The 22,531-nt window shown below is 67.7% G+C and carries 20 protein-coding genes; 8 read left to right on the forward strand and 12 right to left on the reverse strand.

All coding sequences use genetic code 11. The annotated features are described in order from the left end of the window. From ACFFGY_RS05545 to sthA, 3 genes are all read left to right on the forward strand, one after another. A partial coding sequence (locus ACFFGY_RS05545) for a DUF4214 domain-containing protein (RefSeq protein ID WP_377043429.1) occupies positions 1-631 on the forward strand: 631 nt, incomplete at its 5' end. Between the two features lie 199 nt (positions 632-830). Then, the gene (locus ACFFGY_RS05550) at positions 831-1,205 is read left to right on the forward strand and encodes a hypothetical protein (RefSeq protein WP_377043430.1); all 375 of its coding nucleotides are present in this window, start codon (positions 831-833) and stop codon (positions 1,203-1,205) included. 367 nt (positions 1,206-1,572) lie between these two features. Then, entirely contained in the window at positions 1,573-3,000 is a 1,428-nt protein-coding gene (gene sthA / locus ACFFGY_RS05555) for a Si-specific NAD(P)(+) transhydrogenase (protein ID WP_377043431.1), read from the forward strand. Positions 3,001-3,173: 173 nt separating this feature from the next. On the opposite strand, the gene ACFFGY_RS05560 is transcribed toward sthA, so the two are convergent. The 3 genes from ACFFGY_RS05560 to ACFFGY_RS05570 all read right to left on the reverse strand — a co-directional run bounded on the left by ACFFGY_RS05560 (position 3,174) and on the right by ACFFGY_RS05570 (position 8,211). Then, positions 3,174-3,551 carry a response regulator gene (locus tag ACFFGY_RS05560; protein WP_377043432.1) on the reverse strand — a complete coding sequence of 126 codons (378 nt, stop codon included), beginning with the start codon at positions 3,549-3,551 and terminating at the stop codon, positions 3,174-3,176. A 25-nt stretch (positions 3,552-3,576) separates the two neighbouring features. Then, complete coding sequence (locus tag ACFFGY_RS05565) at positions 3,577-7,107, reverse strand: CheR family methyltransferase (RefSeq protein WP_377043433.1); 3,531 nt, start codon at positions 7,105-7,107, stop codon at positions 3,577-3,579. A 66-nt stretch (positions 7,108-7,173) separates the two neighbouring features. Next, positions 7,174-8,211, reverse strand: a complete 1,038-nt coding sequence (locus tag ACFFGY_RS05570; protein ID WP_377043434.1) for a chemotaxis protein CheB — start codon at positions 8,209-8,211, stop codon at positions 7,174-7,176. A gap of 181 nt (positions 8,212-8,392) precedes the next feature. On the opposite strand from ACFFGY_RS05570, the gene ACFFGY_RS05575 reads away from it, so the two are divergent. Next, on the forward strand, positions 8,393-8,635 hold the full coding sequence (locus tag ACFFGY_RS05575; protein ID WP_377043435.1) for a hypothetical protein: 243 nt from the start codon (positions 8,393-8,395) through the stop codon (positions 8,633-8,635). Here ACFFGY_RS05575 and ACFFGY_RS05580 read toward each other — a convergent pair. Continuing rightward, positions 8,627-9,076 (reverse strand): hypothetical protein, encoded by a 450-nt coding sequence (locus ACFFGY_RS05580; RefSeq protein WP_377043436.1) that lies wholly within the window; start codon positions 9,074-9,076, stop codon positions 8,627-8,629. The two genes, ACFFGY_RS05575 and ACFFGY_RS05580, sit on opposite strands and share 9 nt — an antisense overlap. A 167-nt stretch (positions 9,077-9,243) precedes the next feature. Between ACFFGY_RS05580 and ACFFGY_RS05585 the strand changes: the two genes are divergently transcribed. Then, positions 9,244-9,516 carry a hypothetical protein gene (locus ACFFGY_RS05585; protein WP_377043437.1) on the forward strand — a complete coding sequence of 91 codons (273 nt, stop codon included), beginning with the start codon at positions 9,244-9,246 and terminating at the stop codon, positions 9,514-9,516. Between the two features lie 119 nt (positions 9,517-9,635). On the opposite strand, the gene ACFFGY_RS05590 is transcribed toward ACFFGY_RS05585, so the two are convergent. From ACFFGY_RS05590 to ACFFGY_RS05620, 7 genes are all read right to left on the reverse strand, one after another. Further along, on the reverse strand, positions 9,636-9,899 hold the full coding sequence (locus ACFFGY_RS05590; protein ID WP_377043438.1) for a hypothetical protein: 264 nt from the start codon (positions 9,897-9,899) through the stop codon (positions 9,636-9,638). 402 nt (positions 9,900-10,301) lie between these two features. Further along, positions 10,302-12,467 (reverse strand): 5'/3'-nucleotidase SurE, encoded by a 2,166-nt coding sequence (gene surE, locus ACFFGY_RS05595; RefSeq protein WP_377043439.1) that lies wholly within the window; start codon positions 12,465-12,467, stop codon positions 10,302-10,304. Between the two features lie 359 nt (positions 12,468-12,826). Further along, positions 12,827-14,101 carry a c-type cytochrome gene (locus ACFFGY_RS05600; RefSeq protein ID WP_377043440.1) on the reverse strand — a complete coding sequence of 425 codons (1,275 nt, stop codon included), beginning with the start codon at positions 14,099-14,101 and terminating at the stop codon, positions 12,827-12,829. Continuing rightward, complete coding sequence (locus ACFFGY_RS05605; RefSeq protein WP_377043441.1) at positions 14,098-15,870, reverse strand: GMC family oxidoreductase; 1,773 nt, start codon at positions 15,868-15,870, stop codon at positions 14,098-14,100. Before ACFFGY_RS05605 ends, ACFFGY_RS05600 begins: the two co-directional genes overlap by 4 nt. 1 nt (position 15,871) lies before the next feature. After that, entirely contained in the window at positions 15,872-16,621 is a 750-nt protein-coding gene (locus ACFFGY_RS05610) for a gluconate 2-dehydrogenase subunit 3 family protein (RefSeq protein ID WP_377043442.1), read from the reverse strand. Between the two features lie 243 nt (positions 16,622-16,864). After that, positions 16,865-17,296, reverse strand: a complete 432-nt coding sequence (locus tag ACFFGY_RS05615; RefSeq protein WP_377043443.1) for a sigma-54 factor interaction domain-containing protein — start codon at positions 17,294-17,296, stop codon at positions 16,865-16,867. 85 nt (positions 17,297-17,381) lie between these two features. After that, the gene (locus ACFFGY_RS05620; protein WP_377043444.1) at positions 17,382-18,956 is read right to left on the reverse strand and encodes a glutathione ABC transporter substrate-binding protein; all 1,575 of its coding nucleotides are present in this window, start codon (positions 18,954-18,956) and stop codon (positions 17,382-17,384) included. 658 nt (positions 18,957-19,614) lie between these two features. Between ACFFGY_RS05620 and ACFFGY_RS05625 the strand changes: the two genes are divergently transcribed. Both ACFFGY_RS05625 and ACFFGY_RS05630 read left to right on the forward strand, forming a co-directional pair. Continuing rightward, on the forward strand, positions 19,615-19,851 hold the full coding sequence (locus tag ACFFGY_RS05625; RefSeq protein WP_377043446.1) for a DUF6894 family protein: 237 nt from the start codon (positions 19,615-19,617) through the stop codon (positions 19,849-19,851). Positions 19,852-20,055: 204 nt separating this feature from the next. Further along, positions 20,056-20,352, forward strand: coding sequence for a hypothetical protein (locus ACFFGY_RS05630; protein ID WP_377043447.1), 297 nt, complete (start codon positions 20,056-20,058; stop codon positions 20,350-20,352). Positions 20,353-21,123: 771 nt separating this feature from the next. Here the strand turns inward: ACFFGY_RS05630 and ACFFGY_RS05635 are convergent. Then, the gene (locus ACFFGY_RS05635) at positions 21,124-21,300 is read right to left on the reverse strand and encodes a hypothetical protein (protein WP_377043448.1); all 177 of its coding nucleotides are present in this window, start codon (positions 21,298-21,300) and stop codon (positions 21,124-21,126) included. 63 nt (positions 21,301-21,363) lie between these two features. On the opposite strand from ACFFGY_RS05635, the gene ACFFGY_RS05640 reads away from it, so the two are divergent. Then, on the forward strand, positions 21,364-22,494 hold the full coding sequence (locus tag ACFFGY_RS05640) for a M20/M25/M40 family metallo-hydrolase (protein ID WP_377043449.1): 1,131 nt from the start codon (positions 21,364-21,366) through the stop codon (positions 22,492-22,494). Positions 22,495-22,531: the final 37 nt, after the last annotated feature.

Genomic DNA, 22,531 nt, shown 5'->3' on the forward strand with positions numbered 1-22,531 from the left:
CCTGGTGCGCGTGGCGGCGATCATGTTCGACAGCGACGAGTTCCGCGCCCGCTTCGGCGGCACCTCGGATGCGGAGCTGCTGACGCGGCTCTACCAGGCGGCACTCGGCCGCGCCCCGGATGCCGGCGGCATGAGCTACTACCTCAACGCCCTCCAGCACGGCGAAACACGCGAGCACGTCTTCGCCATCTTCGCCAACTCCGCCGAGGCCGCCAGCCTCTACGAGCAGAACCACCCCCAGGGCACCTGGGTGCCCGACACCGCGGCGCAACAGGTCCTGCGTGCCTACGACGCCGTGCTCGACGGCAAGCCGGACGCGGGCAGCCTCCATGACTGGTCCGTGGCCTTGTCGAGCGGCACCGCCAGCCTGCGTGACCTCTACATTCAGCTGATGGACACGCCGGAGTTCCACGCCCTCCACGACGGGCAGAGCAACGAGGCCTTCATCGCGCAGATCTACGAGAACGCGCTGGAGCGCGGGATCTCAACCGCCGAGCTGGCGCCCTGGACCGCCGTCTTCGCCGCCGGCACGACCCGGCTGGACGCCACGCTCGGCACCGGCGAATCCACCGAGGCACAGGCGGGCTACACCGCGCCACACGTCGAGATCGCGTCCAACTGGCTGAACTGACTGGGCCGGACGAGGGACCCCTGAACCGGAAAACCGCCATGGCCGCATGGTCACAACGGGTGGCATTCTCCTTCGCCGCAACAATCCACGGTTGCGTGACGCCGCGGCGACATTGCAATCTCTGCCGCCGCTTCGCTTCATCGGGGTTCCTCCGCAGGAACGGCGCCCCGAGGACCGAGAACCCCGCTCCGGAAAACCGATGTTTCGTTCCCGTCGCCCCGCCCTGCTGATCCTGCTCGCCGCAGGCCTGTTCAGCGCCACCATCCCGGGTGTCCGGGCACAGGGGTTGCGGACCGTGGTGGTGCCGGCGGATGGCGGCGTGGTGGTGGCGCCGCGCAGCGCCCCGCCGCGCCTCATGGCCCGCCCGCCCCAGGCGCGCGCAACCACCACCGTGACGCCCCCGGCCGCACCTCCCGCCGCCGCGACCGCTTCGGGCAGCGTCCTGGGCGGCTACACCCTGCCGGCGCTCAGCCTGATCCCACTGGCTGCGGCCGCGGCGCTCTTCGCGACGGGCGGCAACGGCTCGGGCGGAGGCGGCGCGAGCGGCACCGTGGCGCCTGCCCGCACGCAGTAGTCCGCCGCCAGGCCCGGCTTCGGCCGGGCGACCTCACTCCGCGACCTGCGGCCCCGCTCCGGCCCGCCTGTCCGCCGATGCGGCTCCTGATCTTCCATACGGCCCGTTGCGCCCACGTGCCCGCGCATGGGGCGGAGTTGCTTCGCCTCGCCGCTCCGCCGCGATCACGGCCGACGCGGGCCGCCTTGTCGTGGACGGGCATGGTGCGAGCCAGTCGTTGCAGAGCAATCCACGCGTTCAAATCCGCTCGCACCGAAACGGATGGTGAAGCTTCGGTGATGCGCCGGGGCCGCCCGGCCCCGCCTGCTTGACAAGCCTTGCCCCGCTTGCCTGCCTACCAGCCCTCACCAGGGCAGGGGCCACGGGCATGATGCGGTACGATCTCGTGGTCATCGGCAGCGGCCCGTCGGGGCGGCGGGCGGCGGTGCAGGCCGCGAAGCTCGGCAAGTCGGTCCTGGTGATCGAGAAGGGGCGCCGCGTCGGGGGCGTGTCGGTCCACACCGGCACCATACCCTCCAAGACGCTGCGCGAGACGGTGCTGAACCTGACCGGCTGGCGGGAACGCGGCTTCTACGGGCTGGCTTATCGCGTGAAGAAGGACATCGAGGCCGGCGACCTGATGGCCCGCCTGCACAAGACCCTGGAGCACGAGGTCGAGACCCTCGACCATCAGTTCGCCCGCAACCGGGTGGAGGTGATGCGGGGCCTGGCCAGCTTCGTGGACCCGCACCGCATCGAGGTCCAGGCCGAGGCCGGCGAAAGCCGGACGCTGGAGGCCGATCGCATCATCATCGCCGTGGGCACCCGTCCGCTGCGCCCGTCGCACATCCCCTTCAACGGCGACACGGTCGTCGACAGTGACGAGATCGTGGAGCTCAAGACCCTGCCGCGCTCCATCACCGTGGTCGGCGGCGGCGTGATCGGGGTGGAGTACGCCACCATCTTCTCCGCCCTTGATGTCCGCGTGACGCTGGTGGAGCCGCGCAACGGGCTGCTCGACTTCGTGGACCGGGAGCTGGTGGATGATTTCGTCCATCAGCTGCGCGACCACGGCCTGAACTTCCGCCTCGGGTCGAAGGTGGAAACCATCCAGTTCGAGGGTGAACAGCCCGTGGCGATCCTGGAAGGCGGGCGCCGCGTGCGGTCCGAGATGCTGCTCTTCACCGCCGGCCGCGTCGGCGCCACCGACACGCTCAACCTCGCCGCCTGCGGCCTCGCCGCCGACACGCGCGGGCGCCTGGAGGTGAACCAGCAGACCTTCCAGACCGCGGTGCCGCACATCTATGCCACCGGCGACGTGATCGGCTTCCCCAGCCTCGCCTCCACCTCGCTGGAACAAGGACGTATCGCGGCCTGCCACGCCTGCGGCCAGCCCCTGCCACCGGCGCCCGCCTTCTTCCCCTACGGCATCTATTCCGTGCCCGAGATCTCCACGGTGGGGATGAGCGAGGAAGACCTGCGCAAGGCCGGCACGCCCTACGAGTGCGGCATCGCGCGCTTCCGCGAAACCTCGCGCGGGCACATCATGGGGCTGAACGGCGGCTTGCTGAAGATGATCTTCTCCATGGAAACGCGCCGGCTGCTGGGCGTGCACATCGTGGGCGAGGGCGCGACCGAGCTGGTGCATATCGGCCAGGCCGTGCTGAACCTGGGCGGCACGCTGGACTACTTCATCGACAACACCTTCAACTACCCGACCCTCGCCGAGGCCTACAAGATCGCGGCGCTGGACGCCTGGAACCGCCTGACCCCGCGCAGCGAGGCCGTGGCGGAGGTCACCGTGGCGACGCCTTGAATGACGGGATCCTGAATGGCCACGGCAGGGGGCGAGGGGATGTACCCAGCCACGATGCCGACCAGGGCTTTGGAGCAGATCCCGATCAGGGGGAATCACCTGATTGGGTAAAGATGCTCGGGAAAACAACGGGCTAGAGCGATTTGCGTGAGCCAGGGCGAACGGAAGCCGCTCTAGGAAACGAGCTCACTCACCATCCGGATGAGCGACCGTGCCGAAACAGGTTTCTCGAGCCGCGGCCTTCCCCGGAAGGAGGGATCGTCGGCTTCGAGGTTGTTTCCCGTCGCGAAGACGTAAGGCACGCCAAGCGCATCCATTCGCGCCGCAACCGGATAGGCCGTTCCGCCGCGTCCGAGATTGATGTCGAGCACGCCAGCATCCACCGCGGCCTTCCCGTCCGCGAGCGCGGCAAGGGCCTCATCGGCGCGCGCGAAGGGGCCGATCACCGCGGCCCCGGCCTCGGACAGCCAGCTCTCCATCTCGACGGCGATGATGTACTCGTCCTCCAGGACGAGGATGCGACGCCCGGTGAGTGGTCCTGCGGTCGCCATGTCTTCGCTCTCCCGTCCGTTCGGGTCAGCTGAGCGGCAGGCGGACGCGGCACCTCACGCCGCCCGGCTCGATCGCGTACTCGATCTGCGCGCCGAGCGAGAAGGTCAGCGCCCGTTCGATCAGCTCCCTGCCGTAGCCCCGGTGCGTGCCGGCCTCCGCGCCGAGGGCGAGACCCGTTTCGCTCCAGTCCAGCAGGAGACTGGGACGCCCTTTCTCGATCGCCTCCACCGTCCAGGTGACGGATAAACGCCCCGCTTCGCCTTTCAGGGCACCGTACTTGACCGCGTTGGTCGCCAGCTCGTGCAGGGCGAGGGCGAAGGTCTGCACCTGGGCGACGGTCAGGCTGACCTCCGGCCCGTTGACGGTGACCTTGGGTGGCTCGAGGCTGCCATGCGCCTCCAGCTCGGCGCGCACCAGGGCGCCCAACTCGACGCTGTCGTTGCCGGAGCGGCTGAGCAGGCCCTGCACCCGGCTCAGCGCCGCGAGCCGGTCCTCGAAATCCTCGGCCGATCCGCCCCGCCCGATGGTCCGCGACGCGACGGAGGACACGATGCCGAGCAGGTTGCGGCTGCGGTGCTGCAGCTCGGACACCAGTATGCCCTGCTGCTCGCGCAGCTCCCGCATCTCATGCACGTCGGTCGAGGTGCCGAACCATTCGGTTTCCTGCTCGTCCTCGTGTTCGAGCGGCATGGCGCGGCTGTGGAACCAGCGGTAGATGCCGTCCCGTGAGCGGACGCGGTACTCGACGTCCAGCCCTTCCTTCGCACGGGCCTGTGCCCAGGCGTCCGAGGCGGCGGAGCGGTCATCGGGGTGCAGGGCGACCATCCAGCCACGGCCGAGGCTCTCCTCCTCGGACTGGCCGGTGTATTCCCGCCACTGGCGGCTGGTCCATGTCCAGCGGCCTTCGTCCAGGGCTGTCCAGACGAGCTGCGGGATGTTGCCCGTCACCAGGCGCAGGCGCTCCTCGCTTTCCCGCCGTGCCTGCTCCGCGCGCGTGACCGGCGTCACGTCGGTGAAGGTGACGACGGCGCCCCCGATGAAGTTGTCCACGCTGCGATAGGGCAGGATACGGACGATGTAGCGCGCCCGGGTGGTGGGGTTCTCGATCTCGCGGTCGACGGCGGCCAGGGTGCGGATCACGCGCCGGGCGTCGTCGGGCAGCTCGTCATAGGAGATGCGGGACTTGATGTGCGCGATCGGCCGCCCCGTGTCGGTCTCGACGAGGTGGAAGATGTCCGCGGCCGCCGGCGTGAAGTTGGTCACCCGCAATTCGTTGTCGAGGAAGATGGTCGGGATCTGCGTGGACTCGAGCAGGTTCTTCAGGTCGCTGTTCGCGCGCGACAACTCCTGCACGCGCTGGGCCAGCTCGCTGTTGACGGTGGTGACCTCCTCGTTCACCGACTGCAGCTCCTCCTTGGAGGTTTGCAGCTCCTCGTTGGCGCTCTGTAGTTCCTCGTTGAGGGACTGGTACTCCTCGTTCGAGGACTTCAGCTCCTCGTTCGTGCTCTGCAGCTCCTCGATCATCGTTTGCAGCCGCTCGCGCGTGACGCGGAGCTCGCTTTCCAGCTTGTGGACGTGTTCCTCGTCCACGATCCTGGAATGCAGCTCCGGCGGCGGCTCTATCCTTTCGCGGAACAGGACAACGAACGTTCGGGGCGTTCCCTCTCCCTCTGGTACCGGTTCGACGGTGAGGTCCACGGGAATCCTTCCGCCGGCCTCGCGCATGAACAGGCCGACCGCCTCCACCTCGCGCTCCTCGGTGAGCGCGCGCGACAGCGCCGCCCCGAGATCGAGGCGCAGGTCCGCGTTCACCAGGGCAAGAAGGTTCAGGCTCGCGGCGCCCGCCGCGGGATGGATGTACCGCCCGGCCTTGGGCGAGAAGTGCAGGACCTCGAAGCGCTCGTTCACCACGGCGTAGGCGGGCGCGTAGCGCTCGGCAATCCGCTCCACCTGGCGCGGCAGGACTTCGTCGCTGCTCTGCGGACGGGGCGGCACCGCGACGTCCGTGCTGATCCGCGCGACCGGCGTATAGGGGAAATCGGGCAGGACCCGTGCTTCGGTCTCCGACCGGCGGAAGATGCGGTAGGCCCGGTCCATCGGCTCGAAGAGATTGGCGTGCCGCGACACGTTCTCCGCGTTGCCGAGAAACAGGAAGCCGCCGGGCTTCAGGGCGAAGTGGAAGAGCGGAATGACGCGGGACTGCAGCTCCGCGCCGAGATAGATGAGCAGGTTGCGGCAGGACACGAGGTCGAGCCGCGAGAAGGGCGGGTCCCGGACGATCGAGTGCTGCGAGAAGATGCAGATCTCCCGCAGCTCGCGCGCCACGCAGTAGGTCTCGCCCTCCTCGACGAACCAGCGGGCGAGGCGTTCCGGCGTCACGTCCCGGGCGATCGTGCTCGGGTAGCGTCCGACCCGTGCCACGGCCAGGGCGCGGGCGTCGATATCGCTCGCGAAGAGCTGGATCTGGGGCGGCGCCGGGAGCTTGGCGGCATGCTCGCGCAGCAGGATCGCCAGGGAATAGGCCTCCTCGCCGGTGGAGCAGCCCAGCACCCAGACGCGGAGGTGGTCACTCCTGTTCTTTCCCTCGAACAGCTGGGGAATGACGTGGGTTTCCAGGAACCTGAACTCACGATGGTCCCGGAAGAACTGCGTCACCCCGATCAGCAGGTCGTTGAAAAGGAGCTGCGGCTCGTCGGGCTGCGAGCGCAGGATGTCGAGGTAGGCGGCGAAGTTCGACGCCTGGGTCACCTGCATCCGCCGGCTGACGCGGCGCGAGAAGGTGGCCCGCTTGTAGCCGTGGAAGTCGTGGCCCGTTCTTTCGCGCAGCACGGCGGCGACCTGCGCCAGCCGCCGGGAGTCATCCTCCGTTCCCTGGCCGCCTACGCGTTGCGCCGATCTGGCCCGGGCGTGGTTGCGGCCATGAAGGGCCAGGCGCTCGGGAACCTCCTCCACGGGCAGAACGGCGTCGGCCAGCGCCGCGGCGGTCTTCTCGGCCACCTCCGCGGCTTCCGGATCCCCTTCCGCCAGGGCGAGGCCGCCGCTTTCCTTCAGCGTCACGAGACCCAGCGTTCCGTCGGCCCCGGCCCCTTCGAGAACCAGGCCGACCGCGTCACCGTCCCTGTCACCGGCGAGCGAGACCAGGAAACTGTCCATCGTCCCGCGCTCGCCCGGCTCGCCCTCGGCGGGCCGGAGCCGGAAGCGGTTTTCTTCCAGCGTCACGATCACGTCGGGAGGCGGCAGGTAGATGTGCCCCCGCTCGACCAGGTCCCCGTCGCTCGGAACGAGAAGGGCGCCGATCCCGTCGCCGAGCGCCTCGCGGAAGGCCGCTTCGTTCAGCGCCTCGCGGTTCGAAAGGATCACGACGATGGCGAGGTCGGCGCGCGGCGGCAGGAGGCGGAGGAGGCGCAGGAGCGATTCGGTATGCGCCCCGCTCCCGCCGATCCCCAGCACGAGGTTCGGCCGGTTGCCTTCCTCCGGGCCGAACCTTTGGCTCTCCGACTGTACGGCGTCCTCGCCTACCGCATCCTGCACCACGGCCTGCTCCACCCGCTTCATTGCCCGTCACTGGTGTAGCGCAGCAACAGCCAGCGCGAGACAGGTGATCCCCAATGCTTGCCTGCCCTAAGAACCCCCATCCTGGCCACCCTCGTCGTCCGGAGGATAGGGGGGGTACATGGAGTGGATCACCGCCCGGCGCAGGATATCGGCCTGGCGCCGGTACTCGGCCGCGCGCTCCGCATAGGTTTCCGCGATGGTGCCGCGATCCGCCTCCCGGCTGTCCTCGGCCATCTTCGAGACCAGCTCGGCCCGCTCCTCGATGACCCGCAGGGCGACGCGCATCGCCTCGTCCACCGTTCCTTCCTGCTCCTGCGCCATGGCCTCCGCCGTCATCGCGTGCCCGACCTGGCAGCGGAAGCGCAGGGGTCGGGGCTGCCGCATCTGCGACATGACCCCCAGGCAGTGCGGGCAGGTGAGTGCCGCCGGAACCGCGACCTGGCCGATGACCTGGCTGTCCACCCGCTCGCCGGCCGCGATGTCCACCTCCAGCCGGATGTCGGGCGGCACCGGCACTGGCCAGCCCGCCGGCTCGCGGACGAGGTCGCTGAGCACGTCGCCCAGCCGCGCGCCGGGCAGGGTCAGGTCGACCTTGGCCGCGCGCAGGGCGGCGAGCGGCATCTCGTCGGCGATCGCGTCCAGCGGGTCCTGCACCACGGCGAGGCCGCCGCAGCGCTTGATCGCCTCCAGGCCCGAAGCGCCGTCGTTCAGCAACCCCGAAAGCACCACGCCGATGACCCGCGGCCCGTAGGCGGCGGCTGCGGAGCGGAAAAGCGGATCGATGGCCGGGCGAACGAGGTTTTCCCGTGGCCCGCGCCCCAGGCGCATATGGCCGTCCACCAGGATGAGATGATGGTCCGGCACGGCCAGGTAGATGTTTCCGGGCATGATCGGCATTCCATGCTCCGCCGAGTGCACCGGCAGTTTGCCCGCCGCGCTGGCGACGGTCGCGAGGATGCCGAGGCTGCGCGCGGGGATGTGCATGGTGATGAAAACCGCCGCCGGAAGATCGGGCGGCAGCCCACCGAGCAACGCCTTGAGCGGCGCCGTGGCACCGGCCGAACCACCGATCACCACGATATCCCGTCTTGGGGCCTCATCCATGTCGGTCTTCTCTGACGTTCGGATCATAACAAACGGAGGCGGCCAGACGTTTCCCATTCTCTTGAGCGGACCGGGGTGACCGAGGCTATCCCAGGTGAAAGAGAGCGGTCGCGGCCCGTGCTTGCATGATGCCCGATGACAGCGTGGCGTCATCGACACCTGCGGTGGATGCGGCTCGACGATGGCGCCAAGGAGTGCAGTGGACCCGCTGGAACTGGCCTTGTTGAGGGCGGATCACCGCATCGGCGAGGGCGAGGCGGTGGTCCGCCGTCTCACGCACCTCCTGAACACGATCGCCCCGGACGCCCTGGGCGTGCCTGAGATGCGGCTGCAGCTCGCGCTGTTCCTCGACACCCTCCATACGATGAAGGTGGCGCGCAGCACGATGGAACGCCACCGCGCCCTGATGCTGCTGTCAGGATAGCGTGGCCTGGACGACCTCAGGCTGCCGCTCCTTCTTGAAGGAGCGCCACGGCGGCATGGTTTCGGGCCGCAGCACCGGCCTCATGAGGAGCACCCGTGAGCGGGCGACCGCCTCGAGGCTGACCTCGATGCAATCCTGGTTGTCGAGGCGTCCTTCGTGGGAGGTGGTGGCCGGCTTCCGTAGATTGGCGCGCGCCTCGCGCGTCAGCCGGGATGAGGCCACGAGTCGTTCCGACGCGCCCAGGAGCTCCGCCGCTGCCGCCGCGCATTCCCGCGCGTACAGCGAGAGCGCGGCACGGTCATCCTCGCTCTCGGCCCGGACGCCGTTCAAACGATCACCGACGGCCGCCGTGGCACTCCTGACCCGGGCAAGAAGCCTGGCCAGGTCTTCGGAGCTCGTGACGACATCCGCCGCGCGGTGAAGCAGATCCTGTTGTTCCAAGGCTCTCCAGCCTCCTGCCTGGGTGATCAAGCGTAACCCCGATCCCGCGCACGTCACCGGAAAATCAGCCTGTACGGACCACCCGCAGGGGTTGTTCCCGCGGGTGGGGAGAGGGTCCCCTGCCGGGAAGACCCGCTGGCCCTTCCCCGGGCAAGAAGGCGGGCGAGATGTTCCTCGTGGCACCGCTGCGCCTCTTGCAGGATCAGGAGGAGTTCCGCCGCCAGTTCCGCTGGTTGCCCGCGCGACCTGAGCCGCATGACGACGCGGCGCTGCCGCCGCAGATGCGCGTGCCCCTCAAGAACGTGACGCCGGACGATCTGGATTTCGGTTTCCATGCCGGACAGGGGCAACATTGCCCATCGTTTCTCTGGCGCTATGATAACAAAGGCGAGAGTAGCACCGCCGCGACGGACCGGCAACATATCGATATCGTATCATAACGCTCTGATGCCGGCCTCTGCGCCGGCCTCCCGTGCTCGACCCTCGGGATGGGGCAGAGCACCGTAGCCCGCCCTGCGGCCGCCCGTCCCGCCGGCTGGCCGGATCCTTCAGCTCTGGCTCACGGCTGCCATGCCCCGAACAGCATCATCGCGCCGACGGCAAGGCCGCCCAGCACGGTCAGCGCCATGAGGGGCAGCAGGGGGATCATGAGCCAACCCATCATGACCAGCACCTGGATCAGGCCGCCGATGTCGATGCCCGCGATCCGGCACGGATGCCTGCCGGCCTCGTCGACTGCGCAACCCGTCAGGCGCGTGAGGATCAATCCAAGGACGAGCAGGATGGCCGGGGTCCAGACCAGCAGCACGCCGGCGAGTATCATGCGCTTTCCCCTTCGCGCCTCAGCGGGTCGCCCGCCTCGGCGGTTCGAACGGGCGCCACCCGCGTGGCATGCAAGCGGCTCGGCGTCATCGACTAGCGCGACCGCGATGGGGATCATAGACCCGGCGCGATCATGCCCACGTCGGCAGCGGGGCCGGCTCTCCGCGCCCCCCCGCCGGGCTTGTGGAAGTGATGCGGGGCGGGTCCGCGACGGCCTGGCGCCGTCCGCTGCGGGTGCCGACGGGCCCGCCCGCGAAGAAACGTTAGGCGAGGCCGGGCCGCACCGGAGCAACCGCTGCGGCACTGCCGCCCCGCGCCGGAAACGCTTCACCCGGCCGGATGTCTCCATCCGACCGGGCTCTGCCTCAGTGGAAAGGGTGTAACCTTCCCGCGCGTCGGGGGCTCAGCCCCAAACGTTGTCCAGCGTGGCGAGCTGCGTGAACAGCACCGGCAGCTCGTTGGTGTGGTACTCGGCACTGTCGGCCACCGCCTGCACCACGTCGCTGCGGGAGGAGCCGTTGTCGAGCAACCCGGTCCAGAAGCTCAGCCCACCGTCGTCAACCTGGCGGTTCAACAGGTGCTCGTAGAGCGACGTGACGAAGGTGGCGTTGTCCTGCGTGCCGGTGGTCTGCGCATACTCGGCCGAGCCGGTGATGGCGCCGGCGATGCTGTTGATCGAGGTGCCCGCCGCGTATTGTTCCGCCCAGAACTGGAAGCCGCCGGCCTCGGCGTCGCGGCCGAGCAGGCCCTCGTAGAACTGCGCCACCGCGATCCCGCCGTCGCTGGCGGCACGCGCGTCGAGCGAGCCTTCGGCGAAGTGCAGCGTGCCGATGTCGCTCAGCGTCTCGCTGGTGCTGCCGTCACTCGAGGTGACGGAGAGCGTGCCACCGGCGCCGAAGGTGACGTGGAAGTCGCCGCGGCTGCCGGCGTAATAGGCCAGGCCGTCCGCCGAAGCGCCGAGCGAGGTGCCGAGCAGGTTGGCGATCTCGTTGTAGGTGCCGAGGCTGTCGCTGGCGTAGTTGCCGTCGATGGAGGTGACGGTGATCTGCCCGTTGTTGAAGGCGTTGCCTTCGGAATACGGGTTGTCGGTGCTCACCGCGCCGCCCAGGCTGAAGGCCAGCTGGCCATCCGTGGCACCGGCACCGATCCGGAAGCTGCTGTTGGTGGCGGCGTCCAGCACGGTGAAGGCGTAGTTGTCGATGGTGGCGCCGACGGGGACGTTGATGTTGAGGCCCGTGCCGTCCGGCAGCAGCCGGCCGTCCGCCCCCTCGGTCGCCTGCAGGTCGGCGATGAGCTGCGTTACGAACTCGGCGCTGGTGTCGTAAAGGCCGGCCGGCACCGCGCCCGTGCTGTCCGTGCCGGTGGACACGGCGATGGCCGGGATGTCGTAGTTGAAGATGGCGGCCACGGCGGCGCTGACCGTGCCGCTGCTGACCGCCTGCTCGCCCACATTCGCGCCGAGATTGGTGCCGGACACGATCAGGTCCGGCGTGTTGTCGCCCGTCAGCAGGGCATCCAGGCCGGTATAGACCGTGGTGCTCGGCGTGGTGCCGACATGGTAGCCCGCCTCGTATTCCGTGACGGTGAAGGCGCCGCGGGCGAGGGCGGTGCCGACGCCGCTCTGGCCTTCGCTCGGCGCCACGACGGTCACGTCGTAGCCGGCGTCCAGCAGGTGCTGGCGAACGGCGGCGAGGCCCGGCGATTCGTAGCCGTCGTCGTTGGTCAGCATGATCTTGAGCGGCGCGGCGGCCGCCGTGTCCTGCTCGATCAGGCCGGACAGGCGCTGCTCCAGCGCGTCGCGGTCCGCCAGCGTCGAGGTCCAGTTGCCGTCGATCGGCGTGATCGTGGCGTTGCCCTCGAGGAACTGCGCACCTTCGGAAAGCGGATTGCCGGACGATGCCGCGGCCGGGACGTAGCTGGAATTGTAGCTGCCGTCGGCCTGCTCGGAGATCGGGTACTCGGCCGTGCTCTCACGGTCGATGGTGGTGACGGTGACGCCGTTGATCACGTGGTCGCCGGGCACGTTGATGCTGAGCGACTGCCCGTCGGGCAGGATCGGTTCGCCGGCGGCCTGCTGGGCTTCCAGCTTGGCCAGCAGATCCGTCACCAGCGTGGCGGCGTTGCTGAAGGCCGCGTCGTAGCTGCCATTCTCATCCGCGCCGGCCGACACGGCGATGGAGGGCACGCCGTCGAACAGCGCGGCGACCGCGCCGTTCACGGTGCCGGAGATGTTCTCGCTGGTGCCGATGTTCTCGCCCCGGTTGGTGCCGGAAATCACGAGGTCGGGCGCGTTCTCGCCCAGCAGCTCGGGGTAGATGTATTCCAGACCCGCCTTGGTGGTGACCACGGGCGAGCCGGAAACATAGTAGTTGCCGTCCGCGAACTCGCTGTACGCGATGGGCTGGGTAAGGGCCGCGATACCGCCCAGCGTGCTGCCCTGCGCGCTCTGGTTCACCTCGGGTGCCACGATGTGCACGTTGTAACCAGCGGCGGTAAGCGCTGTGTAGAGGGTGGTGATGCCGGGGGCATCGTAGCCATCATCGTTGGTGAGCAGGATGTTGAGCGCCATAACCGTCCGCGTTCCCGAGTTTTTGCAGGTCGGCGGAGGTTAGGTTTCCGATAAGTCAGACGCGTGACAGGTAACTGACTACAACGGTGACGACCGGAATCATGGATGTTTCTTCACACAACCAGGTCCGCGGATGAGGTGTGGGAAAGGGCAACGGCAGGCCGGCGTCAGACATACGCCCGGCTCTGCTGCCCCGTCGCCGTAGGGCGGCGTGAAAGCCCGTGCGGTACCGGACTGGAACGCAGCACCTGGCACCCGTACCACGATAAAGGCCTGTCATGCCCGTGAAAGCAGGCCCGTCACCGCTGATGAAGGGCGAGACTCCCCGAGCCCGGGCCACCCCTCAGGCGCCTTGCGCGCTACTCGCCCGCGAGAAGCGGCGCGCGTAGCTTTCCCACGTCGCCGGGCGGGACGGCGGGCGCCGCGTTGCCCCAGCTGTTGCGGATATAGGTCAGCACGGACGCCACCTGCTCATCGGTGAAGCGCCAGTGGAACGGTGGCATGGCGGGGGCGGTCGGCAGCCGGTCCGTCGCCGCGGCCCGCGATCCCGCCAGCACGAGGTGGATCAGGGTCGCCGGATCGTCGGCCTGCACGACGCCGCTGTCGGCGAGGCGGGGAAACAGGTAGGAGGCACCCTGGCCGTTATCGCCGTGGCAGGCCGAGCAGCGATCCTTGAAGATGGCGGCGCCCGCGACCATGCGAGGATCGGTCGCCGCGACCGGCGTCGGCGCCGGCCCCGAGCGTCCCTCCTGGTCGAGGAGGTAAACGGCGATCGCGCGCAGGTCGCCCTCCGTCATGCGCGAGCTTGAGTTCTGGATTTCCTCCGCCATCGGGCCGGACGCGTTGCTGTGCCCGTTCGAGCCGTTCTGCAGGTACTGCACGATCTGCTCGACGGACCAGCGCCCGACGCCGTAGCGCCGGTCACCGGTGATATCGGGCGCGACCCAGCCTTGGAGGCTGGTCCCCCGAAGGGCACGGCTGGTGTCATCGGCGCCGAGCATCGTCTTGGGCGTGTGGCAGGCGCCGCAATGGCCCGCCGCCTCGACGAGGTAGCGCCCCCGGTTCCATTCCGCGGGCTTGTCGGTCCGCACCTCGAGCGGCTTCGGATCGAAGTTCAGCCAGTTCCAGCCCAGCATGAGGATGCGCTGGTTGAAAGGGAACGGCAGCTGATTGGCCTCGACCACGTTCCGGACCGGCTGGATCGACATCATGTAGGCGTAGAGCGCCGTGATGTCGTCGTCCGAGAGCTTCGAGAAGGCGGGATAGGGCATGGCCGGGTAAAGGCGCTTCTCGCCGCGCCCGATGCCCTCCCGTAGCACGCGCCGGAACTCCGCTTCCGTGTAGAGCCCCATGCCCGTTTCCTTGTCGGGCGTGATGTTCGGCCCGACAAGCGTTCCGAAGGGCGTGAAGAGCCTGGTGCCGCCGGCGTAGGGCACCCCGCCTGGGGCGGAGTGACAGGCGACGCAGTCGGACACCGTCGCGACGTAGCGGCCGCGCTCGATCAACTCGTAGCCCTGGTCGGCCGCGCGCGCGGTGGCGAGGGTCCCGAGAAGCGCCGGACCCGCCCAGAAGACGGCGTAGAGGACGGCGTAGAGGCTCGCGGATAGGCCCGCGGAAAGGATAGCGCGGATCATGCCTGCACCAGCGGTCCGGGGGATTTCAGGTAAAGCGTTCGGATCGCATTCGCCGCCTTGAAGGCGAGCGCGCCGACGGTGCCGGTCGGGTTGTAGCCCGAGTTCTGCGGGAAAACATTCGCGCCCACCGTGAAGACGTTGGGCACGTCCCAACTCTGCATGTACCGGTTGACGGCACTGTTGCTCGGGTTCGATCCCGTCGCGGTGCCGCCGACGACGTGCGTGGACTGATAGGGCAGGACGGACCAGGGCCGTGTGCGCGGGTTCTGGACGATCGTGTGGGCGCCCATGTTGCGCACGATCTCCGCCACCTTTCCCGTGCAGTAGGCCGACATCCTCACGTCGTTCTCGGGGAAGTTGAAGGTGATCCGCATCAGGGGGCGGCCGAGGCGGTCCTTGTAGGTCGGGTCGAGGTCAAGGAAGTTGTCGCGGCTGGCATAGCTCGACGCCTCGCAGCCGACCGAAAGGTTGGAAAGGTAGCTGTCCCGCATCACGCGTTTCCAGGTCGATCCCCAGGTCGGCGTGCCGGGCGGGGTCGGTCGCTTGGAGATCGGCTCCGCGCCGATCGGCGTGCAGCGTGTGGAACCGCCGCCGAGAAAACCCAGCGGCCCATGGTCGAAGTTGTCGTTGTTGAACTCGTCGATGGCCATGCCGGTCGCGCCGCCACCGATAAAGAGGTTGAAGTCGTACTTGTCCTTGTCGAAGAAGCCGACGACCTGGTTGGCCATCTGGTAGCAGAAGTTGCGACCGATCACGCCCTCGCCGGTGCCGTGGTCATAGGGCTTGCCGATCCCGGACAGGAGGAAGAGCCGGACGTTGTCGAGCATGAAGGCGCAGGAAATCACGAGGTCGGCGGGCTGCTCCCATTCCTCGCCGGAGGTGTCGACGTAGGTGACGCCCGTGGCCCGCTTGCCCGAGCGGTCGAGGTTGATCTTGAGCACCTCGCAGAGTGTGCGCAATTCAAAGTTCGGCTTGCGCATGAGCACCGGCAGCACCGTCGTCTGCGCGCTGGCCTTGGAATAGTTGGCGCAGCCGTAGTTCGTGCAGAAGCCGCAAAAGGTGCACTGCCCGATCGTGACGCCGAGCGGGTTCGTGTAGGTCCGCGACAGGAGGGAGGAAGGCACCGGGAAGGGCTTGTAGCCCATCTTCGTGGCGGTCTCGGCAAACAGCGTCGGCCCGAAGGTCTGCATCATCGGCGGGTTCGGGAAGTCGCGCTTGCGCGGCGCTTCGAAAGGATTTCCGCCGTCCTGCTTCTGGCCACCGAGGTTGCCCGCCTTGCCCGAAACGCCGGCCAGGTACTCGAAGCTGTCGTAGAAGGGCTCCAGCTCCTCGTAAGCGAAGGGCCAGTCCTGGATCGTCATGTCGTCCGGGATGGCGGCCGCGCCGTAGCGCTCGGTGTAGTGGCTGCGCAGCCGGAAGTCGTATTCCGACCAGCGCCAGGTGATGCCGGCCCAGTGGACGCCCGCACCGCCGACACCGTTGCCCGGGTGGAAGGTGCCGAAGCGGCGCATCGGCAGCGCGGTCTGGGTCGCATCGTTGCGCGCCGTGAAGGTCGATTGTGCCGGGCGCAGCATCAGGTCCAGGCGCGAGTTGTAGCGTAGCTCGTCCGGTGCGATCCCGATGTTGAAGTCGCTCGCCGTGTCGCGCCAGGGACCGCGTTCGAGCGCGACGACTTCCAACCCCTCGTCGCACAATTCGTTGGAGATGATGGAGCCGGTCCAGCCGAGCCCGATGACGACGACGTCCTTGCGCGGAAGTATCTTCGCCATCTCAGCCTCGCAGGTCCCACTCCGGGCGGCCCAGCAGGCTGACCGGCGGCAGCGGGTACTTCACGTTGTGCTTGGAAACGTGGTCGAGATAGTTATAGCGCGTGCCCGGGTAGCCGATCATGCGCCAGCTCACCATGTCGCGGTTGCCGCCGTAGATCGGGTCGGCGAAGAAGCCTTCCATGGTGTTGTCGAGGATCTGCTTGAAGGCATCGCCCGAGTTGATCCCGCCACCCAGCTGGATCTCGCCCTTCTCCATCCCGGTCAGGAACTGGTCGCGCTGATCGTTGGGAAGCTCGGCGAAGACCTTTCCGCCGAAATTCGCGCGGCAGTAGGCATCGATGGCCGCCAGGAAGCGGCGATACTCGATGGCCGGTGTCGTATCCGCCTGTTCGCCCTGCGTCGGCAATCCTGCCTGAAAGGGCGGCAACCTGTAGAGCCAGGTCGATTTGCCGAAGGAGCCGGCGAGCTGGCGGTCGATGAATACCGCGCAGCCCGCATCCTTGCCGCTGACGCTGAGATCGTCGGCGGGGATGAGGCGTTCCACGATCGCCTCCACCAGCCGGCCCTCGTCCGCCGTGAAGAAGAGCCAGGGGCCGGGCCGGACCTCGGCGGGTGGATCGGCCGCTCCGGAATCCCAGGGCATCGCCCCGCCCGGGTAAACCCGCGCCGCCGCGCCGGTCACACCGGAAAAGGTGACGGCCGCGGTGGAGGCCAGCAGCCCACGACGCGTCGCCGATCGAGAATGATCCATGTGTCCCCGATGCCGGTACCTTGTGGCCTCACCCTGGATCGACGTTGCTGGAGCGGCATTAACCTGCGTTGCAGCGTGGACCTGCCGGTCCTCATTCTCTCGCGAGCCGACGCCCAGGCGGGCAGTGCATCGCGGTGTTGTGCGAGGCAGGCTCGACGACGTGTCATCATTCGCCGGCGTGCTGCCATCGCGTCGCGCGGCGCTTACAGGCGTGCCAGGCCCGACGTGCCAGCCCGCGTTGGCTCAGCGCATGCCGAGCCGCTCCAGCTTCTTGATCAGGCCGACGCGGAAGCTGCCCTCCGCCAACATCGGCTCCAGGTCACGGTGCGTGGCGGAGAACACGCGCAGGTCGGCGTGGCGCACCTCGCGCGAACCGACGGGGCTGTAGGTGCCCTCCTGCAGGAAGCGCAGCAGCTTGACCTGCATCGGCGGCGGCATCTCGCCGACCTCGCCCAGGAACAGCGTGCCCCGGTGCGCGGTGGCGAGCACGCCCGCCTGGTCCCGATGCGCGCCGGTAAAGGCGCCGCGCAGGTGCCCGAACAGCTCGCTTTCCAGCAGTTCCGCCGGCAGGGCGCCGCAATGCACCGCGACGAAGGGGTTCCCCTGCCTCGGGCTGGTGCCGTCCAGCGCCCGCGCCGCCAGCTCCATGCCGGTGCCGGTGCGGCCCAGCGCCACGGTGCTGATGCCGGTGGCCCAGCCGGCGCACGAGGCCGCGCACGCGCCCCGCCTCAGGCGAGGCCCCGATCCTCCGGACGGCCCACTATCCCAGTGTCGCGTTCTCGTAGGACAGGCTCGTGTCCGGAAGCTGGACGAGGCCGGTGAGGCGCTGGTCGCGTCCGGCCAAGAGGGTATCCACCGAAAGGAAGATCCACGGTGCCTCCTCCCAGACGATGCGCTGGACCTCGTCATAGGCCGCCTTCCTGGCGGCGCTGTCCGTCGTCGCCAGCCCACGGGCCAGCGCGGCATCGACCTCGCCATTCTGGAAATAGGCGATGTTGTAGAGCGACGGCGGGTAGCTCTGGCTCGACAGCAAGGGACGCAGGGCCCAGTCGGCATCCCCGGTGGAGGGCGCCCAGCTGCCGTAGAACATCCGGACCTCGGCCTGTTCGGGGGTCGTCGCGCCCCAGAGCTTGGCCGTGGCGACGCCGGCTTCCAGCGGCGTCACCTTCACCTTGACGCCCACGGCCGCAAGCTGCTGCTGCAGGAACTGCGACGCGCGGTTGTTGAGCGTGTTGCTGAACGTCCAGATCTCGGTCTCGAAACCATTCGCCAGCCCGGCTTCCGCCAGGAGCTGCCGTGCCTTGGCCGGATCGTAGGGCCACACGCCCTGGCGCGTATGGAAAGCGATCCCCGGTGCCATCGGCGCATCCATCGGCGTGGCGAAGCCGCTGTAGACGACGCGGATAAAGGCCTCCTTGTCGATGGCGTAGTTGAGCGCCTGCCGGACACGGCGGTCGTCGAGCGGCTTCTGGCGGGTGTTCAACGCGACGTAGTGCGCCACGATGGAAGAAGTCTTGTCGACGGCCACGCGCTTGTCCGTGTTCAGCAGCGCGACCGTTTCCGGCGGCAGCGGGAAGATGTACTGGACCTCGCCCGCGCGCAGCGCCGCGATCCGGGCGCCATTCTCGGGGATGCTGCGGATCGAAATCGCGGAGAGGCGCGGCAGCTCCGGCTTCCAGTAGTCGGCGTTGCGCGACGCCTTCAGGAGGTCCGGACGCCAGCTCTCGAAGCGGAAGGGGCCGGTGCCCACCGGATGCTGGGAAATCTCCTTGCCATACTGTTCCAGCGCGCGCGGACTGATGATCGAGGCGCCGGAATGCGCCAGGTAGTTCAGCAGCACGCCCGACGGGTTCTTGAGGGTGATGCGCAGCGTGAGCGGGTCCACCACCTCCACCGCCTCCACCATCTCCAGCAATCCCTGGCGCTTGAGGTGATTGGCCGGATCACGCAGGCGATCGTAGTTGATCTTCACGGCCTGCGCGTTGAACTCGCTGCCGTCATGGAAGCGGATCCCCCCGCGCAGACGGATCGTGTGGTGCTTGCCCTCCGCATCGGCCTCGGCACTTTCCGCCAGCACCGGCTGGAGCTGAAACTTTTCATCGAAGCCGTAGAGGCCCTGATAGAACAGGCGGGTGGCGGACAAGGAAAGACTGTCGTTCAGGTCGGTGGGATCAAGGCCCAGGATGCTGTCACCGACGGCGATGGTGATGCTGCTGGAGGGTTCCGGCGCGGCCTTTGCCGGATGCCCCGGAACGTCGATGGCCGCTGCCATCGCGACGCCACCAAGAAGCATGTGCCGCCGGCTGATCTGCGGATGCACCGGATAATGACCCATTCTTTCCTGCCTCGAGCCGCTTCGTCGTGATCCCTCCTGTGTTGCACGAGGCTGGCGCCTCGCCAAGCAAAGCATTTTCCGTGGCACGGGTGTTTGGCTGTGGCGATGAGCCGTACGCTGCGAGGTAAAGCAATTATCTCGTCGCGAAGTGTTTGTGAGGAAAGTTTTTTCATAAGCGCAGCATCGATGAAATCTACTGCTTTCTTCCCGAGTGGCGACGAAATGCTGTGAATGTCCAGCCGAGGTGGGCACGTCCGCGCTTATGAAAGACTGCCGCCATCCTGAAGAGTGTGGCCCCTTGCTGCTGATGATGCCTGTTCATCCCACAGCATCGCGCTGCCATCCGTTTCCGCCGACTTCGTTCAAGGCAGAGCGACCCTGGTGGGTTTCCTCGGCATGCAACGGACCGTGTTGTCGAGGCCAGGGCCGCGTTCGTCGGCGTGGCTATCCTGCCCACAACAGGCATCCGTTTTCGTACTGCTGAGTCGGCTAAAGAGCTAAGCGGCCGGACTTGAACAAACCCCAGCGACTTGAATCACGATAAAACGCGGTTCTGTTTTCCGCGGCAAAGCCTGTGCTCGGCCACTATGCAAAATATCCACTCCGGTCTTTTAACCCGTGAGGGCGCACCGGCCGGACGGATCGGCCATAACAGGGCATGCCCCTCTACTACTTCGATACCATCGCAGGCTCCGGCCTCATCCGTGACAACACCGGCATGGAGTGGCCAGACGATGCGACCGCCCGGCGCGAAGGCATTGCCTCGCTGCCGCACCTGGCAAAGGATGAGTTACCCGATGGCGACCTGCGAACCTTCAGCGTCATCGTAAGGAACGCCCAGGATCGAGCGATCTTCATCGCCGACCTGACCCTCACCGGGAGGTGGCTTCGTTGAGCGATCCATCAGCAAGCCCCACGGCTCCCCAGGCGGCTGTCCAAACCCTGGATGAAAGGCTCCTGAACGGACCCGCAGCGCCTTGGGTCCGGCGCAGGATTATTGGCAAACTCTTGTGAAAGATCATAGCCATGCGAGCGCCACTCACTTGATGCGTGAATATGGGGCGCAAACTCTGTTCCGAGATTTTGTAAAAACGACCAAATGAAAGCGACCCGGCGAGAGTTCTGGACCACGGATGGCCTTCTGCGGAATGGTGTCACCGTCATCCTGTTTGCTGAAGAAGACCGGGTTCTCGCCGAGGTTATTGGGCCGGACGGTCACGACGATGCAATTCTGCCGGTGCCGGAGGCGCTTCTTCTGGCGATCGAGCGTTCCTCCAACCCGGAGGACATGGCGGTCCTCGACGATGAGGACCTGTGGCAGGGTGCCTGGGGAACGTTGTGCAGCACGAGGCCCCGCTGTGCCTCAAGGGACTTCGACGCGCCTGAGCCCGCCTAGCCTTCCCCGGCCCAGGCGCCGCGGTGCTATTTGCCGGCGCCCCTACGCCGGCGTCACCCCGCTGCTCCGCGATGGGCAGCGCCTGAACTTCCCTTGGATGCTACAGCTGTCAGCCATACTCCTCGCCGGAGCCGAGTTGCTGGGTGAGCAGCCTACTCCGGCTCCGAAAGGGACAGGGAGCCTGATAACGGGCATCATCGGTTGACCCGCTGGTTCAGAGTGCTGCCCGAGGCCGAAGCAACATCTACGCTGTTTCGCCGGGCCAGAGATATAGCAGTCACTTAACCTATATTAGCGCCACCGCAGACGACGAACGACACTCTGCGTGCATGTCCGTACATTTCCTCAATCTACAGCATCCGAAACTTGCCGAGCCTTCCTCCGGAGGGGAGCAGGACCACCTGGACAAGATACGCGAGGATGCATGGGCGACGATAACGCGCCTTGTGTCAGCACTCCCCTACAGCGATGAAGGCTATGAGATCGTCTGTCTCGTGACGGACGCGTCGAACGCACCTCTGCTTCGCTTCAGCTTCTCCATACGCCAGGAAGTCGTCATGTAGCGGCAGGTGGCGCGCTGTATGGAATGCCGCGTGCCGAGGGGATTGTCCTACAGGTTGCTCGCCCGCCATGGCACTCCGCGGACGGTCGGCGACCACGAGGCCAACCCCGCCGCGTCCGACCGGCAACTCAGGGTCCGCCTCAGGCGCGGGCCGCCGCGGTTATCGTGCTTGGATGTGATGTAGCGCGAGAAGCCCATGCCCGGCGGCGTCACCATGCCCACCGCGTCGGAAGCGACGGCGACGATGACCCGCCACCCGCCTTTCTCATCGGCGGCACGATGGCGCGCGCCCCCAGCAGATGTGCGTCGAGCTTGACCGCGAGGACACGGCGCCACTCTTCAGGCGTCATCTGCTCCAACGTCGCCGGACGCTGCTCGCGGAACATGATGGGCAGCCCGGTCCAATCGGCTAAGCTCCGCTGCTGCCTTGCTTCAGGGGAGATTCAGGCTTGGATATCCACCGGCTTGTTTTCGATGCACGGGCGATCCTGCAAGCGGCCCGCCGGTGGGTTGAGGTGGAAAGCCCGTCCTGGGATGCCGTCGCCGTCAGCCGCATGGCCGAGCTGGCGGGAGCGGAGTTGCAGGCGCTCGGTGCGCAGGTCCGTCGCATTGCGGGACGGAACGGCTACGGTGACTGCGTGCTGGGGGATTTCGCGCCGGGGGATCCCGCGCCGGGCATCCTGATCCTCGGCCATCTCGACACGGTGCATGCCGCCGGCAGCCTGGCGGGACCCGTGCCCTGGCGTGAGGAGGCTGGCCGCTGCTACGGCCCAGGCCTCTTCGACATGAAGAGCGGCAACGTCATGGCACTGGAAGCCCTGCGTCAGATCCGTGCGGCAGGCTGGCGCACGCGCCTCCCGGTGCGCGTGCTCTTCACGTCGGATGAGGAGTCCGGCAGCCCGAGCACGCGAACCCTGATCGAGGAGATCGCGAAACAGCAGCGCTACGTGCTGGTGCCGGAAGGCGCGCAGCACGGCGGCAGGATCGTGTCCGGGCGCTTCCCGAGCTGCCGGCTGCGTCTCTGGACACGTGGCAGGCCGAGCCATGCCCTGCTTCAGCGCGAACAAGGGCGCTCCGCGATCCTCGCCATGGCGCAGGTGATCCAGCGGATCGAAGCCCTGAACGACGGCGATGTTTCCTGCACAGTGACCTACCTCGAGGCTGGCCGAACGGTGGCAACGGTGCCGGTGGAAAGCTACGCCGAGCTGGTCTGCACCACCCGCTCGACGGATGGGCTGGAGCGGGCGATCGAAGCCGTGCGTGACATCATGCGCGACGACCCCGGCACCGAACTGGAAGTCCAGATCAAGACGCAGCGGCCGCTCTGGCTCCCCAGCCCCGCCGACATCGCGTTGCGGCAGCACGCAGAGGGGCTGGGGCGATCGATCGGACTCGAACTCCGCTCCGAGGCAGCCTTCGGCGGCTCGGACGGGAACTTTACCGGAGCCCTGGGGATTCCGACCCTCGATGAACTCGGCGCCGTCGGGGCCGATGCGCACCAGCTCACGGAAAGCATCGAGCTTGCCAGCCTGGTGCCGCGCACCAGGCTGATGGCCGGCCTCCTGGCGACGCTGGCCTAGACTGCCGCCAGTGCCTGGGTCGGCCCGGTGGCGCTGG

This window comes from Roseomonas elaeocarpi (assembly GCF_042433915.1).
In the GTDB taxonomy this organism is placed as follows: Bacteria; Pseudomonadota; Alphaproteobacteria; order Acetobacterales; family Acetobacteraceae; genus Roseomonas; species Roseomonas elaeocarpi.

What these genes read in the sequence shown, in the direction of transcription:
- ACFFGY_RS05590 (WP_377043438.1), bottom strand. Translation starts at nt 9,899, where the DNA reads ATGATACTCGCCGGCGTGCTGCTGGTCTGGACCCCGGCCATCCTGCTC.
- surE (WP_377043439.1), bottom strand. Translation starts at nt 12,467, where the DNA reads ATGGCGCTCAACATCCTGCTCACCAACGATGATGGCTACGATGCCCCC.
- ACFFGY_RS05575 (WP_377043435.1), top strand. Translation starts at nt 8,393, where the DNA reads ATGGCGCCAAGGAGTGCAGTGGACCCGCTGGAACTGGCCTTGTTGAGG.
- ACFFGY_RS05620 (WP_377043444.1), bottom strand. Translation starts at nt 18,956, where the DNA reads ATGGGTCATTATCCGGTGCATCCGCAGATCAGCCGGCGGCACATGCTT.
- ACFFGY_RS05560 (WP_377043432.1), bottom strand. Translation starts at nt 3,551, where the DNA reads ATGGCGACCGCAGGACCACTCACCGGGCGTCGCATCCTCGTCCTGGAG.
- ACFFGY_RS05600 (WP_377043440.1), bottom strand. Translation starts at nt 14,101, where the DNA reads ATGATCCGCGCTATCCTTTCCGCGGGCCTATCCGCGAGCCTCTACGCC.
- ACFFGY_RS05635 (WP_377043448.1), bottom strand. Translation starts at nt 21,300, where the DNA reads ATGTTCCGCGAGCAGCGTCCGGCGACGTTGGAGCAGATGACGCCTGAA.
- ACFFGY_RS05630 (WP_377043447.1), top strand. Translation starts at nt 20,056, where the DNA reads ATGAAAGCGACCCGGCGAGAGTTCTGGACCACGGATGGCCTTCTGCGG.
- ACFFGY_RS05605 (WP_377043441.1), bottom strand. Translation starts at nt 15,870, where the DNA reads ATGGCGAAGATACTTCCGCGCAAGGACGTCGTCGTCATCGGGCTCGGC.
- ACFFGY_RS05625 (WP_377043446.1), top strand. Translation starts at nt 19,615, where the DNA reads ATGCCCCTCTACTACTTCGATACCATCGCAGGCTCCGGCCTCATCCGT.
- sthA (WP_377043431.1), top strand. Translation starts at nt 1,573, where the DNA reads ATGATGCGGTACGATCTCGTGGTCATCGGCAGCGGCCCGTCGGGGCGG.
- ACFFGY_RS05610 (WP_377043442.1), bottom strand. Translation starts at nt 16,621, where the DNA reads ATGGATCATTCTCGATCGGCGACGCGTCGTGGGCTGCTGGCCTCCACC.
- ACFFGY_RS05550 (WP_377043430.1), top strand. Translation starts at nt 831, where the DNA reads ATGTTTCGTTCCCGTCGCCCCGCCCTGCTGATCCTGCTCGCCGCAGGC.
- ACFFGY_RS05585 (WP_377043437.1), top strand. Translation starts at nt 9,244, where the DNA reads ATGTTCCTCGTGGCACCGCTGCGCCTCTTGCAGGATCAGGAGGAGTTC.
- ACFFGY_RS05570 (WP_377043434.1), bottom strand. Translation starts at nt 8,211, where the DNA reads ATGGATGAGGCCCCAAGACGGGATATCGTGGTGATCGGTGGTTCGGCC.
- ACFFGY_RS05565 (WP_377043433.1), bottom strand. Translation starts at nt 7,107, where the DNA reads ATGAAGCGGGTGGAGCAGGCCGTGGTGCAGGATGCGGTAGGCGAGGAC.